Source organism: Nocardia sp. NPDC051832, assembly GCF_040681285.1.
In the GTDB taxonomy this organism is placed as follows: Bacteria; Actinomycetota; Actinomycetes; order Mycobacteriales; family Mycobacteriaceae; genus Nocardia.
Genome location: NZ_JBFAYL010000002.1, coordinates 1,195,637 through 1,211,713, shown reverse-complemented (window position 1 = coordinate 1,211,713; position 16,077 = coordinate 1,195,637). Strand labels below are relative to the sequence as shown.

Here is a 16,077-nt window from a genome sequence, read left to right as displayed (position 1 = left end):
GCATGTACCTCACTTCGTTGTTGTCGGTCACCGCTTCGGCGTGACCCCGAGCAGAGTCGCCACCTGGATGGCGATCGGGCTCACATCGAGCTTGTCCGGGTCGGTTTTCGGAGTGCCGTCCCAGGGCTGCGGAATACTGGGGTCGGCCAATTCGGCGCGCGCACCGCCGCGCACCGCGGTCGGGTTGCCGAAGGGCACCGTGCATTTCGCGTCGGTGTTGAATGGGAAATCGTCGCGAGTGTCGTCGAAATCCGGGTTCGCGGCCTTCATATCCGCGAGGATCTGCCGGGTGCCCTCGTAACCCACCGAGCAGGCCGGGGGATAGTTCAGTTCGAAGACATAGCCGAAGTGGGTCGTACCGTCACCGGGTGCGGCGGCCGAACCACCGAAGGAGATCGGCGGCATCATCATCAGGATCGGTTGCAAGGCATAGAATTTCGGCGAAACGCCCTTGAGCAGTGTGCGCAACGAGCCGAGGTTCGCGGTGATCGCGTCGCCGCTGTCGACGAGTAGTCCGTCGATCTGTTCGCCCGCCTGCGCGCCGGTGTCGATCAGCCGGCGCACGTCCGGATCGCTGTCGCGCAATTGCGCGGTGAGTTGATCCAAGCCGGCACTGAATTCGCGGATGGCGCCGGATTGCTCGGCCTGGGTGCCGAGTGCGATCCGGCCATCGCGGATCAGTTGGATGGTCTGCGGGAGTGAAGTGTGGAATTCAGTTGTGATGTTGTTCAGCGACTGGACCAGGACTTGCAGGTCATCGCCCTTGCCGTGGAACGCTTTTCCGAGTTCGGTAATGCTGGTATGCAGCGCGACCAGATCCACCGACTTGGTGAAGTGATCGACTCCGGCGAGAAGTTGTTCGACCGGGACCGGAGTCACCGCACCGCGGATCACCGAATTGTCTTGCAGGAATGGCCCGTTCGGGCTGTCCGGCTGCAGGTCGAGGTACTGCTCGCCGATAGCGGAGCGGTTGGCGACCACTGCCACGGCCGAGGCGGGGATCTCCGGTGCGTCCGAGCTGATGTCCAGCCGCATCGCGACACCCGCCGCGGTGAGCTCGAGCTCGCCGACCCGGCCCACCGGGACGCCGCGGTAGGTCACCTCCGCACCCTGGTAGAGGCCGCCGGTCTCGGCCGACTCGACTCGCACCTGATAGACGCCGAACCCGAACATCTCGTCGAGCCGGACATAGGTGGCGCCGACATAGCTGACACCGATCACCGCGATCACCGCGAAGGCGATCAGCTGAAACCGAACCAGACGGGTCATCGCGGACCACCTTCTCCAGCGGGGGCGGGGGTGATCCCGAGTTGTTCCAGCAGCGGCGTCAGCGCACCCGCCAGCGTCGGCAGGTGCGGAATGGGCAGTGTCGGCAGCAGGGTGATGGTCGGCCAGCCCGGGCGCGGGCCGTTGCCGTTGTAGTACGGGTTGGCCGGGTTCACCGGGACCTCCGGTCCGAACGGCGGCGGGGTGTAAACCGGCGCGGGCTTACCGACACCGAAATTGTTCATCAGAACGCCGATCTCCATATCGACCGAGAGCCAGGTGTTGACCGATCCGCCGAAGGTGCTCTCCAGCGCCGCGTCCGGGAATGGATAGGTGGGCATCAGCGGCAGTGCGGTCACCAGATCATCGGAACCCTTGGCCAGCTCCTGCAGCACCGGTCGCAGCGCGGTCAGATCCGTGATCAGGTCGGCCTTGGCGGTATTCAGCACATCGAAGCCCGCCTGTCCGACCCGGTCCAGTTGGGTCAGCAACGCCATCAGCTGGGGCCGCTGCTCCTCGAGAATCCTGATCCCCTCGGGTAATTCGTCGAGAATGGCGCCGATCTGCTCGGTCTGGGTACTCACCCGTCCACTGAGCGTGGCCAGGCCGTCGATCGCCGCGGTGATGTCCTCGACCTGGGCATTGAGACCCGCGATCAGGGTGTCGGCCTGCTCCAGCAGGGAGCGCGCCTTGTCCTCGCGCCCGCCGAGCGCTTTGTTCAGCTCGGTGACGATCGGCTGCAACTGCGCCACACCGCCACCGTTGACCAGCAGCGACATCGCCCCGAGCACCTGCTCGACCTCGGTCGCATGGCGGGTATTGGCCACGGGTATCACCGAACCATCGGCGAGCCGAGCCTGGTCCGCGTCCTTACCAGGGCGGAAGAGTTCAATGTACTTCTCCCCCAGCAGGTTCGACTGCCGCACCTCGGCTCGCGCGTTGACCGGCAGCTCGACCGAGGAGTTCAGCACAGCCCGCACACTGGCGGTCCACATATCCTTCGCGAGGGTAATCTCCTCGACCCGGCCCACCGGGACGCCGTCGACCTTCACCGCGGACTGCGGGACCAGATCCAGCACGTCGGCAAACTCGATGTCGATCGCCATAGGACGAGCACCGATGTCGGCCCCACCGGGCAAGGCGACGCTGTAGATACCGTCGGAGGCACACGAACTCACCAGCAAGGCGGTCGCCGCGATCGCCACCGCGGCGCCGAAACCGTGTGCGGTGCCGCGTATTCCACTCATCATCGATCTCCCTGTTCCGAGGGCGGCAGTTGGTTCGAGGGAGTACCGGGTATGGTCCCCGGCACCGGATCGCGCTGCATGTTCTCGGCGCTGAAAATGCCGAACGGCAGGACCATCGGGGTTTTCATCGCGGCGGTCACCGAGGCCGCGATAGTGGCGCAATGGTCGAGCAGGGGACGTAGCTGCCGGCTGACCTCGTCGAAGGTGGGATTGCCGGGCATCAGCTTGCCGAGATCCATCATCTTGCAGATGGTCCCGAACGGATCCTGTAGCTGGTCGAAGAAGTTCGACCGCATATCCAGCGTGCCTGCTTCACCGTTGTGGATGCCGATGATGTTGCTCGCCGCCACCGCGATCACCGGCAGCGCCGCAGCGATATCATCGCGCTGATCGGAGAGGGTCTTGGTGAGGCTGGTCAGCGCTTCGGCATTGTCCGCGATCAGACCTCGATTGTCGGCGATGAAGCCCGCGACGTCACCGAGCGAGACCGACAACAGCTGCAACGCCTGACCGAGGTTGTGACGTTCGCCCGCCAGGAATCCCGTCAGATCCGCGAGCTGGGTGTTGAATTCGCGCACCTGCTGATCGTTGGCGGTCAGCATGGACACAAACCGCTGCAGGTTGCGCACCGACGCACCGATGTCACCGCGGGAATCCGAGAGGGTATGCGCCGCGCGGGAGAGCTGGGTGATGCTCTCGGCCATCGCTTCGCCATTGCCGGCCAGGTTCGCCGCGCCGGTACGCACCAGCTGGTTCACCGCGCCTTCTTTATTGGCGCCGTTGGGGCCGAGCGCGTCGGAGAGTTCGGTGATGCTCTTGTAGAGCTGATCGACTTCGACCGGGGTAACGGTGCGTTCGCGCGGAATCACCGCGCTGCCTTCCATTTTCGGGCCGCCTCGGTACACCGGCGTGAGCTGGATATGCCGGTCCGAGACCACCGAGGGCGTCACCAGCGCAGCACCGGCGTCGGCGGGCACGTCGACCCGACCCTCTACCCGCAACACCACCCGCACCTGATCGCCCATCGGCTCCACCGATTCCACCGAACCCACTGGCACACCGAGGATCCGGACATCCGAACCTTCGTAGATCCCCACGGCGCGGTCGAAGTAGGTGGTGATCCGCGTACTGGTGACCCGCTCATATCCCCACCACAGGGTGCCTGCCGCCACCACCGCCACGACCACAAAGATCGCGATGGCGGGCAGCGAACGAATCCTGATTGCCACCTCAGTTACCTCCGATGGTGCGGATCGGCGGCCGAACTCCGGGGATCTCCGGCAGCGCGGGCGGGGAGAGATTGACGATGACGGCCTCGAACCAGCGGCCGTTGCCCATCACATTCGCGAACAGGCCATAGAACGGGGCGGCCAGTTTCAGGGCCTTGGAGAGGTGGTCCTGGTTGTCGTTCAACAGGCCGATCGCGGAGTGCAGATTGGTCAGGGCGGTGCCCATCTGGTCTTTGTTGTCCTTGACCAGCGCGCTCAGTTCCGCGGCCAATGATTTTGCGCCGGTAAGCAATTGATGGATGGCCTGCTGACGGACGTTCAGCTCGGCAAGCAACACCCCGCCGGTGCTGAGCAGGCGCTCGAACTCGGCATTACGGTCGGCCAGCACGGCCGTGGTGCCCGCAGTGGCCTCGAACATCGCCCGCAGCTGTTCGTCTCGGGTGGCGATGGTCGCCGAGAGCCGGGCCATGCCATCGATGGAGCCGCGTATTTCGGCCGGGGTTGTCGCGAATGCCTCCGAGAGCACCTGCATGCTGTTGGCCAGCTGCGCGGTGTCGATCCGTTCTAGGTCGGTGGCGGCGTCGGTGAATGCCTCGACGACGTCGTAGGGAGACAGGGTGCGGGACAAGGGAATCGGGTTGTCGGGATCGGCCTCGTCCGACCCTTTCGGGTCCAGGGCCAGATACTTCTGACCGAGCACGGTCTTGATCTGAATCGATGCGGTGGTCTCGTTGCCGATCCACGCCCCGGAAGTCCGGAAATCGACAACAACCTTGTCACCGTCGAGGCGGACGTCGGACACCTGACCGACCTTGACCCCGGCGATGCGAACTTCGTTGCCCTTTTTCAAGCCGGCGGCCTCGGTGAACTCCGCGGAGTATCCGGTGCTGATTCCGAAGAATGGCACCTTGTCCAGGAAGAAGACGCCGATCGTGATCAGCAGCACCAGAGCGACCCCGAGGCGGCCCAGCGCGACGGGACTTCGTTTGCCGCGGTGTAGTGTCCGGTATTCCATCAGCGGGCCTTCCCGTGGCAGCGCGGAGCTGGGTTGGTGTACAGCGGCTGGTTGATCGTCGGCATGGTGGGCAGATTGAGCTGTGGTGCGTCCTTGGCCCCGGTGCCGAGCTGAATGTCGAGGCCGCACAGGTAGAACTGGAACCAGCCGCCGTAACTGCCGACGCGTCCGAGCTTTTCCAACTTCACCGGCAGGGTCGACAACGCGGTATTCACCTCGTCGGAACGCTCGTTGAGGGTGGCGGTGAGTTCACTCAGACCCGCGATCGAGCCCTGCAGGGTCGGGCGCACCGGAACCAGCAGATCCGCGGTGGCCGAGGCGAGATTGCCCATCGAGGTGACCGACCGGCCGACCATGTCCCGTTCGGCGGACAGCCCGCTCACCAGCGCTTCGGTGTTCACGATCAGCTGGTCGAACTGGTCGTCGCGATCGTTGACGGCACTCAGAACAGCGGTGAGATCACGGATCAGGTGCCCGATCACCGCGTCCTTGTCCGCGATCTTGTTGGTCAATGCCGCCGTGGACGCCACCAGATCATGGATCGTGCCCTGCTCGCCCTGGAACACCTGGATGATCTCGTAGGACAGTTTGTTCACGTCGTCCGCGGTGAGAGTCCGGAACAGCGGGCGGAACCCGTTGAACAACGTCGTCAGGTTCAGCGCCGGCCGGGTGCGGTCCAGTCCGATGGTGGCGCCCGCGTTCAGTTTGCGACCTTGCTCGCCGGCACCCTGTTCGAGCGCGATGTAGCGTTGCCCGACCAGGTTCCGGTACCGGATGGTGGCGGTGGCGGTGGCCGGTAACCAATCCCGGTCGTGCAGTTCGAATTCCACCTCGGCTTCGCGACGGTCGGCGATCCGCACCTCGGTGACCTTGCCGACCCGCACACCCGCGACGCGCACCTCGTCACCGACGGCGAGGGAGGTCACATCGGTGAACCGGGCCTTGAACACGGTCCCACCGCCGGTGTAATTGGCAATCGACAACGCGAGGATCGTGGTGGCGAACACCGTCACCATCGCGAATATCGTGAATTTGACGAGCGGGCCGACCAGGCCACGCCGACGTCCGTTCATCGGACACTCACCTCACTGCCACGGAATGCGGGCGCTGCGGCCCCGGTCAACCAACCGGGCACAGAATCCGGCGAAACACCGTTCGCCGCGCCGTAAATCGCTCCGAGCGAATCCTGTTCGCCGGGCGAACCGGCCAGTGTCGGCGGCTGCGCGGCGGGGAACACCCGCAATTGCGGTGCGGGGAGATGCCCGCTGGTCTGGTCGCCGGGGTTACGGCTCGGCGGCTGATAGGAGCCGTCGTTCGGAGGTCCGCTCGGATACTGGCCCGGGTCGACTCCCAGCGGCATCTCGGGCAGACACCAGGGCCCACGGGGATCGAACCAGCGCGGCTCGTCCTGGTTGGGCAGATACCGGCCGCGATTGTTGACCAGTTCGATCGTCACCCTGGTGCCGGGCATGTCTGTCCCCTTGCCGAACAGCTCATCGATGCGTGGCTTGATCTGCGCGAAGTTCTTCAGCGTGCAGGCATAGGTCGGGGAGAACTTCGCCAGCAACTCCATCGCAGGGCGTGAGTCGACTGCCACGTCGATGATGTTGTCGCGGTTGGCGACCAGGAAGTCCGCGAGCCGCGATGAGCTCGGAGTGACTGTGGCGTAGAGGTTCTCGATATCGGTGCGGCGGTCGATAACCGTCGCATTGGTGGTGCGGAAATTGTTCATCGCCTCGACCAACTGCGGTGCGGCATCGGAATAGGTGGCCGCTACCGTGGCGAAGCGTTGCAGCCCCTCCCGCAGATCCGGCAACACGGCGTTGACATCGCCGAGGATGGTGTCCAGCCGGTCCACCGTCACACCCAGCGCCTCACCCTGCCCCGACAGCGCCTGGGACAGCGCACCCAGAACCGAGGCGAGATCCTGCGGCGGGATCGCCGCCAGCAACGGCATCACGTCGTCGAGCAATTTGCCGACCTCGATCGCGTTGCCGCTGCGATCTTGGTGCAGGGTCAGCCCTGAGGTCAGCCGCGCCGGGCTCGGATCCTCGGGAATGACCAACGCCACATACCGTTCCCCGAACAGCGTCTTCGGCAGCAGCCGAGCGGTCGCGTTCGCCGGAATCAGCCCGGCCTTACCTGGGTCGATCGCCAGGTCCAGTACCACCTGGTCGCGTTCGCTGCGGCTGGCCCGGACCTGGCCCACGGCGACGCCGCGCACCTTCACATCAGCGTGCCGCGCCAACGCGTTTCCCGCGGTGTCGGTGATGAGTGTGACCTGGACGGTTCGGACGAAGTCCTTGTTGTAGATCGCGATGGTGGTCCACAGAAATAGACCAGCCGTCGCGAAGAACGCTATGCCCGCCATCCGGACACGCGTTTTCCGGATCGTATTCACTGTTCGAACTCCCTGCTCACCCGGCGATCCGGACGGTGGTTGTCGTGCCCCACAGGGCCAGGCCGAGAAACAGATCCAGCACCATGACCAGCACGATGGCCGCGCGCACTGCCCGGCCGACCGCGACGCCGACGCCGGCCGGCCCGCCCGTGGCATGGAAGCCGTAGTAGCAATGCACCAGGATGATGACGAAGGCGAAGATCAGGACCTTGAGGAAGGAATAGAGGACGTCCTCTGGCGGGAGGAACAGCCCGAAATAGTGGTCGTAGGCTCCGCTGGACTGCCCGTTGAACCAGATACTGATCAACCGCGAGGCGACGAAGGTGCCGAGCAGCCCGACGATATACAGCGGGATCACGGCGACGAACCCGGCAATCACCCTGGTGGACACCAGGAATGGCACACCAGGTACCGCCATCACCTCCAGCGCGTCGATCTCTTCGGAGATCCGCATGGCGCCCAGCTGCGCGGTGAAACCACAGCCCACAGTCGCCGAAAGTGCCAGCGCCGCAACCAAAGGCGCGATCTCGCGGGTGTTGATATAACCGGTGAGGAAGCCGGTCAAGGTCGAGCTGCCGAGCGCGTCCAGGGCTTTGAAGCCCTGCAGGCCGACGACCACGCCGACCGAGCCGGACATGAAGACGATGACACCGATGGTGCCGCCGATCACCGCGAGCGCACCGCTGCCGAAGGTCACTTCGGCCAGCAGCCGCATGACCTCCTTCCGATAGTGCACGACTGTTCGCGGTATCCACGCGACGGTGCGTGAGTAGAACAGCATCTGCTCGCCCGCGCGGTCGATGACATCGACCGGCGCCCGGCCGATTCCACCGAGGCGACGGCTCACCTTGGCAACGCCCGAGGGACGGTATTTCGTTGCCATGCTTCACGCCCCCTTGGCAGGAACGAGCTGGAGATACACCAGCGTCACAATCAGATTCACGAAGAAGAGCGTCATGAAGGTGATGACCACCGACTGGTTCACCGCCTCACCGACACCTTTCGGGCCGCGGCCGGGTTGCAGACCTTTGTAGGAGGCGATCACGCCGGCGATGAATCCGAACAGCAGTGCCTTGAACTCCCCCACCCACAGGTCGGGCAACTGGGCCAATGCGGAGAACGAAGCCAGGTACGCACCGGGCGTGCCGCCTTGCAGGAGCACGTTGTAGAAATAGCCGCCCGCGATGCCGACCACCGACACCAGCCCGTTGAGCAACACCGCCACCAGCATCATCGCCAATACTCGCGGGACAACCAGTCGCTGGATGGGATCGATGCCCAGCACCTCCATCGCGTCGATCTCCTCTCGGATGGTCCGAGAGCCGAGATCGGCGGCGACCGCGGAACCCGCTGCGCCGGCGATGATCAACGCCGTGACCACCGGTGCGGCCTGCTGAACGGTGGCCAGCACACTGGTCGCGCCGGCAAAGGATTCGGCGCCGAGTTGTTTGATCAGCGAGCCCGTCTGCAATGCCACGACGGCGCCGAACGGGATGGCGACCAATGCGCTCGGCAGGATCGAAACATTCGCGACGAACCACGACTGCTCGATGAGTTCCCTAAATTGAAAAGGCCGCTTGAACGTCTTCCGCAGCACATCGTTCGATAGCGCGAAGATATTGCCGACCTGGCTAAAGGCGGGATCTAAAGACATCCGCAACTGCGCCGGGTTCAAATTCACCTCGCGAACGCTATCAGCGAATTGCGTTGCGGCGCGGTGCAGTTGCTATTGCTGTGCCGCATTGGCATGCGATTCGGATGCCGCTGTGAAAAATCACTGCGCCTTCTCGACTCATTCTTCGCTTTGCACGACATAGGCCATGCTGGTCGCCATGGCGTTTATATCCGTTGCCACAACGACTGCGCGGCAAGTATTGGACTCCCAGGACATCGGGCTGGACTGCGCAGAGCGGGCCAGGCTCGCGCCGCAGGTCGCCGCCGTAGTCGCGCAGTTGCGGGGCCGGACCTTTCCGGACCTCGACCTGGTGGCCGATGCGATGCGCCTGCACAAGCGCACCTTGCAACGCCTGCTCAACCGGGAAGGCACCAGCCTGAGCGCAATCGTCGATGAGGCACGCCAGCTGGAAGCACACCGCTACCTGACCGGAACCGCTCTGTCGCTCAATCAGATATCCGAATTGCTCGGTCTCTCCAGTCAATCCGCATTTACCCGGTGCGGTCACCGCTGGTGGGGCCGGCCGCCCAGCGCCATCCGTGCGACCGCATTCCGCGCACGTGTTGCCGCACCGCAATAGCAGCTATCGCATAAAAGATACGCCGACCTCGGCTGTCGCCGAGACCGCTTTGCCATCAACTGTCCGCCGTGAAGGGTCGCAATGACGCATCTCCATCCTCGCATCCACCGCTACCGCAGGAACTATCGCCCGGTGACCGAAGTCGTTCGGCCGCAGACGATCCCGGAACACGGATCGCCGATCGCCCAAGGGGATGAGTCTGGCCAGGAGCCCCAGCACATCGACAAAGCGGCGCTGGCGGGATGGTTGCGGATCATCTCCGGTCTGATCCTGCGCCACACCCGCAACGACTCCGCGTCAGCGGAGTTGTCGCTGACTCAGATCTCGGTTCTCGGACGGCTCGATCGCGGCGGCCCGATGTCCTCAGCGGATCTGGCGCGGATCGAGCAACTGCGACCGCAAACCATTCGCAACGTCGTGGATGGCCTTCGCGACCGAGGCCTGGTTGTCGGCACACGTGACACCGTGGACGCCCGCCGGATCCAGCTCGCGCTCACCGAGGAGGGGCGGGGCTGGGTGCGCGGCCTGCGGACCACCGCGACGGACACCTTCCTCACGCGCGCCTTGGCCGAGCAGCTCGCCCCCTCCGAGATGGTCACGCTCGCCGCGGCATTGGAGCTGCTGGAACGGGTTGCCTTCGCACCGAGCACGCACCGCGGCACTCCGCCGGGGTAGGACGGTGTGCCGCGGTGCGTGGTTCGCGATGGTCGGACGACTCCGCGCGGCGCCGTCGCCATCACTCCTAGGTGACGAACAGCTGGTCTGCCAGCATCTCGTCGAGGCTCTTCTCGAAGGCCTGCGCGATCTGGCCGAGATCCTCGACATCGTGCGCGGCGCTGATCAAGAAGCTGTGCATCTCGGGTAGGTAGACATAGTGCTTGCGCATGTAATACGCCAGCGCGATCGTGGCCTTGAAGTTACTGCCCGCCATCCGCTCTCGATACAGCCCTGCCGGGCGGTGGCTGAAATTCAGCGAGAAGATCGAGTGCTCGGCGTTGATCCGGCACGCGATGCCCCGCGACTCCGTCGCCTCGCGCATCAGCTGTGCGAGCAGCCGGGTGTTCTCCTCGAGCTGCGGGTAGATCTCGGGATGGCTGTCCAGGTGATCCAACACCGCGATTCCTGCGGTGCAGGTCAGTGAATTCCCGCTCAGCGTCCCGCCGGCGAACACTTTGTTCTCGTAGTCGTAGAAGGGATCCTGCGAGCTCTTGGCCATGTCGATCAGGTACTGCTTGCCGATGACCGCCCCGCACGGCAGCCCGCCGCCGATCACCTTGCCGAGACAGGTCAGATCAGGGTGGACGTCGGCGAGCACTTGCGCGCCGCCGTAGGCAACCCGGAATCCGGAGACCACCTCGTCGAAGATCAACGGGATGTCGAGCTCGGTGCACAGGGCACGCAGTTCCCGCAGGAACTCCACGTTCAGCGTGACCACCGAGGTCGGCATGGGTTCGAGGACAACGCAGGCCAATTCGTCGGCCTCTTCGCGGAGCCGATCCAGGCCGGCGATATCTCCGTACTGCAACACGGTGGTGCCCGCGACCGCGGCCGGGTCGGTGCCGAGCGTGCCGGCAACTGGCGCGGGCCGGTCCTTGGCGCCGGAGAACCGGAACCACGAGCTGACCATCGCCTGGTCGGAAAAGCCGTGGTAGTGGCCCTCGAATTTGACCACCCGCGTCCGCTTCCGGTAGCCGCGCGCCATCCGGATGGCGAACAGCACCGACTCGGTGCCCGAATTGCACAGCACCGCCTTTTGGGCCGAAGGGAATGCGCCGACCAGCTTTTCGGCCAGCTCCAGCTCCGGTGTGTTGCCGATGCCGTTCACCAGCCCCTTGTCCAGACCGCCGGCGATCGCGGCGTTGATCGCCGGGTGCGCGTAGCCGAGCAAGTGCGGACCGTATCCACCGGACAGGTCGAGGAAGGTGTTCCCGTCGCAGTCGGTGACGCTGCCACCGGCGGCGTGCGCGACGAACACCGGGAAGCTACTGGGGAAGAAGTAGCGGTCGATGTGCGTCGGCGCGACAAGCGTCGCCTGGGCCCGATCGCGCATGGCCAGCGACGCCGGCATCTGCTCCTGGAATTCGGCTTCGAACCGCTGTTCCACTTCGGCGCTCATGTAGGGCGAGTAGCGATCGGTGAATTTGCGCGCGTTCGACCAGATGTCGATGCCCGGGTCGATCTGGGTAGCGAAACCCTCACCCGACAGGAAGACCAGCTCCACTTTGGTGAATGTGGTCGTGTAGCGCGAGTCATAGCGGCGCAGTACGGCATTGACGTCGTTGAAGTAGGCGACAGTCGACCATCTGTTATTGGAGATGTCGAAATGCTGGCGCAAGACCTGCACCATTTCCGCGTCGTATGCTTCGCGATGCTCTGCCAAAGCCGCAGCCGCGACCACGAAGTGCCGAGTGAAGCGCTCGACGGCAACACTCCATTCCTTGCGGCTGCACGCGTAGTAGAACGAGGACAGTCCCCACTTCTCGTCTTCGGTGAGCTCAGCGGTCACGCCGTAGTCCACCAGGATCACTTCACCGTCCGTGGTGAACATGACGTTGCCGGGATGCGGATCTCCGTGGCAATGGCCGTGCATGTACAGCATGGTGTAGATCGCGTCCTGCAACCGCTGCGCGAGCCGCTCGGGCGGGAATCCCACCGTGGCGGCGTCCTTGCCCGGAATGCCCGCCATGTACTCCATCACCAGCATCCGTTCGGTGACGAATTCGGAGAGCACCGCGGGGACTTTCACGAACGGGTGCCCCGCGAAGTTCGCGTGGATGCGCCGCTGCTGGGTGGCCTCATGAGTCATATCGGCCTGTGGCCGCAGCAACTTGGCTACCTCGTCGAACCGGGTCGGCAGATCCAGATACCGGACCGGCCACACCACCGTGTGGGCGACCCGCACCGTGGTACGCAGTGACCGCAAGCTGCTTTCGATCTGAGCCGGCACCGCATCCTTGACCAGCTTGACCGCGACCTTTCTGCCGTCGATCAGTTCGGCGATATGCACCTGTGCGACCGAGGCGCTGGCAATCGGCACCAGGTCGAACGAACGAAACCGCGAGGCCAGCGGAGCACCGATCTCGCGCTCGACAGCCCGGCGGGTCCGGTCCTCGCTCATGTGCGGGGTGTGGTCCTGCAGCACTCGCAACGTGTCGATCCAGGATTCGGGCAGCAGATCCGATCTGGTCGCCGCGATCTGACCGATCTTGATATAGATCGGCCCCATCCGCAGCAGGAAATCGACGATCGCGTGGGCACGCCGCTCGTCCCGGCTGTCCTGTCGACGCGGGCGCACCGAACCGATCGAGTACTCGGCGGCGCCGAGCGCCGCACAGCCGACGGCCTTGGCCAGATGTCTGAACAATTGACTATCCGTTTCCGCTGATCAATAGACGAAAGAGAAAGCGCCGAAGGACATTCCGGCACTGCCGACCCAGCCGACCGCGCGCTCGCCACGCCGCAGCGCACCGGCCTCGATCGCCGAAGCCATCGCTGTCGGCACCGACGCGGACACGAGATTGCCGGTGGCGGGGAAGACGTGATGGATCACCTCGCCGAGCCCAACGCTGTCGGCCATCATCTGCCAGTGCCGCTTGCTCGAGGCATGGGTGAACAGGGCCGAGACCTTCTCCGGATCCACCTCGAGACCGCGGTAGACACCCAAGGCTTCGACCAGGCCGACCTCGTGCATCTCTGCTCCGAACGAGCTGAAGTAGCCGACGCCGTTCGCGGCCAGTTTGTCCGACGGATCACAGAAGCCCTCGAACCCCGGCAGCGTGACATTGCACAGCGGCGCCAGGTCTGGGCGGGAGACGAACCGGAAATCCCACGGGTCGTTGTCCTCGGCACTCAGCACGGTCGCCGTCGCGGCCTCCCCGAGGGTGTAGGCCGGGAAGATCGAGGCGAGCGCTTCCGGGCGGGGCAGAGTGAACAGATGGGGGAACACCATCCCGCCCATCCGTAAGCTGAACTCCGCATTGACGATCACCGCGGTGTGGTAGCGACCCGACCGCATCAAGGATTCCGCCACCTGCACCGCACGCGTCCAGCTCATGCAGGCGTCGATGATGTCGAAGCAGTCCGGCTCGCCCAGCCCCAGTGCCGCGGCGCAATGATAGGCGCCGCCGGGTTCGATGAATCCGCGCCCGATGCCGGTGTAGATCAGCAAATCGACCTCGCTGGCGTGCACCTCGGCCCGGTCCAGCGCCTTGTGCGTCGCGGTTCGGAGCAGGTCGATCGGCCGCTCACCGGCGGCGAGCCAGCGCCGCTCGGCCGAACCGGTGTAGCGCAGCAAGCTATCGATGGTCCGCAGTGTTTCGTCGAGGTCGCCCTCGAAGCCGCCCGAGCTGTGTTCGGCGATCAGGTCGAGGATGTCGGCATTGCTCACTGTGCGCGAGGGCAGACCGGCTGCTACAGAACGAAGTCGCATCTCACATCCTCGCGGGCGCGGGGCTCAAGACCCTGGCGATGGCTGCGACCATGTCCTCGACGGTTTTCGAGTCCCAGATCAATTCCGGTGGAAACCGCCTGCCCGCCCAGGTCTCGAGGCTTTCGTGTAGGTCGATCTGGTCGACCGATCCGAGGCCGTGTTCGACGAGTGATCGGCTCAGATCCAGGCCGGGCCCGTCAGCGCCCGGGCGGTCCGCCATCCAGGTCCGCACTCGCTCGATCAAGCCGAGGCGCACCAGTTCGCTCATATTTCCTACGACCGCTGCATCCGGGATGTAGGGCTCGGTGGTTTCTGTCATCGTGGTGCTCACGCCTTCCCAACGGTGTATTTCGGATAGTCGGCCGGCTCGAAAGTCGTTGCGGCACTGCTGGCGGCGCAGTTTTCCGCTGGTTGTGCGCGGGATCGTGCCCTGGGTGATCAGGACGACCGTGACCGGGGCGATACCGTGCCGCGCGGCGACGAGTTCGGCCAGCACGGCGGCCAGCGACGCCGGTTCGGCCCCGCTTTCGGGCCGGTGCTCGGCCACCAGCACCAGCCCTTCCCGGCGGTCCCGCTCGATGCCGAAGGCCAGGACACCGCCCGCCCGCAGTGCGTCGTGACCGGCCAGCGTGCCCTCGATGTCTTCGAGGTAGTAGTTGACACCGTTGACAATCATCATGTTCTTCACACGGCCGCAGATGAACATCTCACCCGCGTAGACGAATCCGAGGTCACCGGTCCGCAGCCAGGTACTGTCGCCGCCGTCGATCCGAGCGCCGAAGGTTTGTTCGGTCTCCTCCGGTCGCTGCCAGTAGCCGGCCGAGACCGCGGGTCCCGACACCCAGATCTCCCCCACCCGGCGATCGGGCAGGCGCGTCGCCGTCCCTGGGTCGACGATGGCCAGCTCGGTGGACAGGGCGGTGACACCGAGACCCACCAGGTCGACGCCGTCCTCGTCTGCGGTCGGTTCGGCGTCACCGAGACCGAGGGCTCGGCGGTCGAAGCGAACAGCCAGCCGCCGACCGTGCACGTCGCCGCACGTCACTTTGAGAGTCGCTTCGGCGAGACCGTACCCAGGGGTCAGGGTGGTCCCGCTGAGCCCGCACGGCGCGAACGTGGCTTGGAAACGATCGAGCGCGGCTTTGCGCACGGGCTCGGCGCCATTGCTCAAGACCCGCCAGCTACTGAGATCCAATGCTGCACGCTGATGCGGTGTGGTCTTGTCCACGCACAGGTCGAGCGCGAAATTCGGTGCACCACTGTGTGTTCCACGGTATGCGGTGATGGCGTCGAGCCAGCGGACCGGGTTCTTGGCGAAGGTGGACGGCGCCATGAGCACCGCGCTGCACCCCGCGTAGACCGGAAGCAGGATCGCGGTTACCTGTCCGAAGTCATGGAAGTGCGGCAGCCACGAGACGATGGTGTCGTCCTGCACGACCTGCCAGCAGTGGACCATGTCCGCGCTCTGGTGCAACGCCATCGCGTGATCGATGATCACGCCTTTGGGCGTAGCAGTCGAGCCGGAGGTGTACTGCAGGTAGGCGACGGTGGCGCTGTCCACCGTCGTGGCCACCGACTGCGGGGCGTCGATGTCGCGCAAGATATCGGTCGCGATCCGTGGCAGCGCAGCGAACGCGTGCTCCGTGCCGTAGGCGAAGGGCTGCAAGACGATGTCGTGTGTGGTCAGCACGGCGACAGCGGCGCAATCGTTCGCGACCGCGTCGATCTGCTCAGCTCGGTTGCGCGTCGGCTCATACAGTGGCACAGCGATCACGCCGGCGTAGAGGCAGCCGAAGAACGCGGCGACATAGTCCAATCCGGCCGGGTACAGCAACAACACCCGGTCACCGCGCGCACAGCGCATGGCGAGGGTGTGCGCGATTATCCGGGCGCGCCGATCGAGCTCACGGTAGGTGAGGACATCGGATTCCCGGCCATCCTCGCCGAGGAAGGTATAAACCGTGCGATCACCGAATTGCCGAGCTCTCGCGCTGACGAGATCGACCCAGTTTCGCGCGACGACAACGGAATCCATGGATAAGGTCTTCATGCCAGCCTCTACATATCGGCCAGATTCATACACTGCGAATCGAACACTCGCAGAATCAAGGCCGTTCTCGATAATCGATTCGGACGAACTCCGGCCAAGCTACCCATGAAATCAACAGCGCGTCAATACTTTCCGAAAGACCTGACGACGACCGTCCCTACCAGCGGTAACCGGGTCGAATACGT

At 64.7% G+C, this 16,077-nt stretch carries 13 protein-coding genes; 2 read left to right on the top strand and 11 right to left on the bottom strand.

Annotated features, from left to right (window positions below):
* Positions 1-27: 27 nt before the first annotated feature.
* From AB0M14_RS15510 to AB0M14_RS15475, 8 genes are read right to left on the bottom strand one after another with little or no spacing between them, the layout of a single operon-like run.
* Positions 28-1,269, bottom strand: coding sequence for an MlaD family protein (locus AB0M14_RS15510; RefSeq protein WP_364994511.1), 1,242 nt, complete (start codon positions 1,267-1,269; stop codon positions 28-30).
* Positions 1,266-2,513: an MCE family protein gene (locus AB0M14_RS15505; RefSeq protein WP_364994508.1), complete on the bottom strand. Its 1,248-nt coding sequence runs from the start codon at positions 2,511-2,513 to the stop codon at positions 1,266-1,268. Before AB0M14_RS15505 ends, AB0M14_RS15510 begins: the two co-directional genes overlap by 4 nt.
* On the bottom strand, positions 2,513-3,742 hold the full coding sequence (locus tag AB0M14_RS15500) for an MCE family protein (protein WP_364994505.1): 1,230 nt from the start codon (positions 3,740-3,742) through the stop codon (positions 2,513-2,515). The genes AB0M14_RS15505 and AB0M14_RS15500 overlap by 1 nt, the downstream gene beginning before the upstream one ends.
* A 1-nt stretch (position 3,743) precedes the next feature.
* Positions 3,744-4,757: an MCE family protein gene (locus AB0M14_RS15495; protein WP_364994502.1), complete on the bottom strand. Its 1,014-nt coding sequence runs from the start codon at positions 4,755-4,757 to the stop codon at positions 3,744-3,746.
* Entirely contained in the window at positions 4,757-5,830 is a 1,074-nt protein-coding gene (locus AB0M14_RS15490) for an MCE family protein (protein ID WP_364994500.1), read from the bottom strand. Before AB0M14_RS15490 ends, AB0M14_RS15495 begins: the two co-directional genes overlap by 1 nt.
* Positions 5,827-7,128: an MCE family protein gene (locus AB0M14_RS15485; protein ID WP_364994497.1), complete on the bottom strand. Its 1,302-nt coding sequence runs from the start codon at positions 7,126-7,128 to the stop codon at positions 5,827-5,829. The genes AB0M14_RS15490 and AB0M14_RS15485 overlap by 4 nt, the downstream gene beginning before the upstream one ends.
* A 46-nt stretch (positions 7,129-7,174) precedes the next feature.
* A complete protein-coding gene (locus tag AB0M14_RS15480; protein ID WP_364994495.1) occupies positions 7,175-8,041 on the bottom strand; it encodes an ABC transporter permease in 867 nt (288 codons plus the stop codon).
* A 3-nt stretch (positions 8,042-8,044) separates the two neighbouring features.
* Positions 8,045-8,812 (bottom strand): ABC transporter permease, encoded by a 768-nt coding sequence (locus AB0M14_RS15475; RefSeq protein ID WP_364995825.1) that lies wholly within the window; start codon positions 8,810-8,812, stop codon positions 8,045-8,047.
* Positions 8,813-8,978: 166 nt separating this feature from the next.
* Here AB0M14_RS15475 and AB0M14_RS15470 point away from each other — a divergent pair, with 166 nt between their 5' ends.
* Positions 8,979-9,413, top strand: coding sequence for a helix-turn-helix domain-containing protein (locus tag AB0M14_RS15470; protein ID WP_364994492.1), 435 nt, complete (start codon positions 8,979-8,981; stop codon positions 9,411-9,413).
* A 132-nt stretch (positions 9,414-9,545) separates the two neighbouring features.
* Positions 9,546-10,088 carry a MarR family transcriptional regulator gene (locus AB0M14_RS15465; protein WP_364994489.1) on the top strand — a complete coding sequence of 181 codons (543 nt, stop codon included), beginning with the start codon at positions 9,546-9,548 and terminating at the stop codon, positions 10,086-10,088.
* Positions 10,089-10,155: 67 nt separating this feature from the next.
* On the opposite strand, the gene AB0M14_RS15460 is transcribed toward AB0M14_RS15465, so the two are convergent.
* From AB0M14_RS15460 to AB0M14_RS15450, 3 genes are read right to left on the bottom strand one after another with little or no spacing between them, the layout of a single operon-like run.
* Positions 10,156-12,777 (bottom strand): aminotransferase class III-fold pyridoxal phosphate-dependent enzyme, encoded by a 2,622-nt coding sequence (locus AB0M14_RS15460; RefSeq protein WP_364994487.1) that lies wholly within the window; start codon positions 12,775-12,777, stop codon positions 10,156-10,158.
* A gap of 21 nt (positions 12,778-12,798) precedes the next feature.
* The gene (locus AB0M14_RS15455; protein ID WP_364994484.1) at positions 12,799-13,842 is read right to left on the bottom strand and encodes a 3-oxoacyl-[acyl-carrier-protein] synthase III C-terminal domain-containing protein; all 1,044 of its coding nucleotides are present in this window, start codon (positions 13,840-13,842) and stop codon (positions 12,799-12,801) included.
* Between the two features lies 1 nt (position 13,843).
* On the bottom strand, positions 13,844-15,892 hold the full coding sequence (locus AB0M14_RS15450) for an AMP-binding protein (RefSeq protein ID WP_364994481.1): 2,049 nt from the start codon (positions 15,890-15,892) through the stop codon (positions 13,844-13,846).
* Between the last annotated feature and the right edge of the window lie 185 nt (positions 15,893-16,077).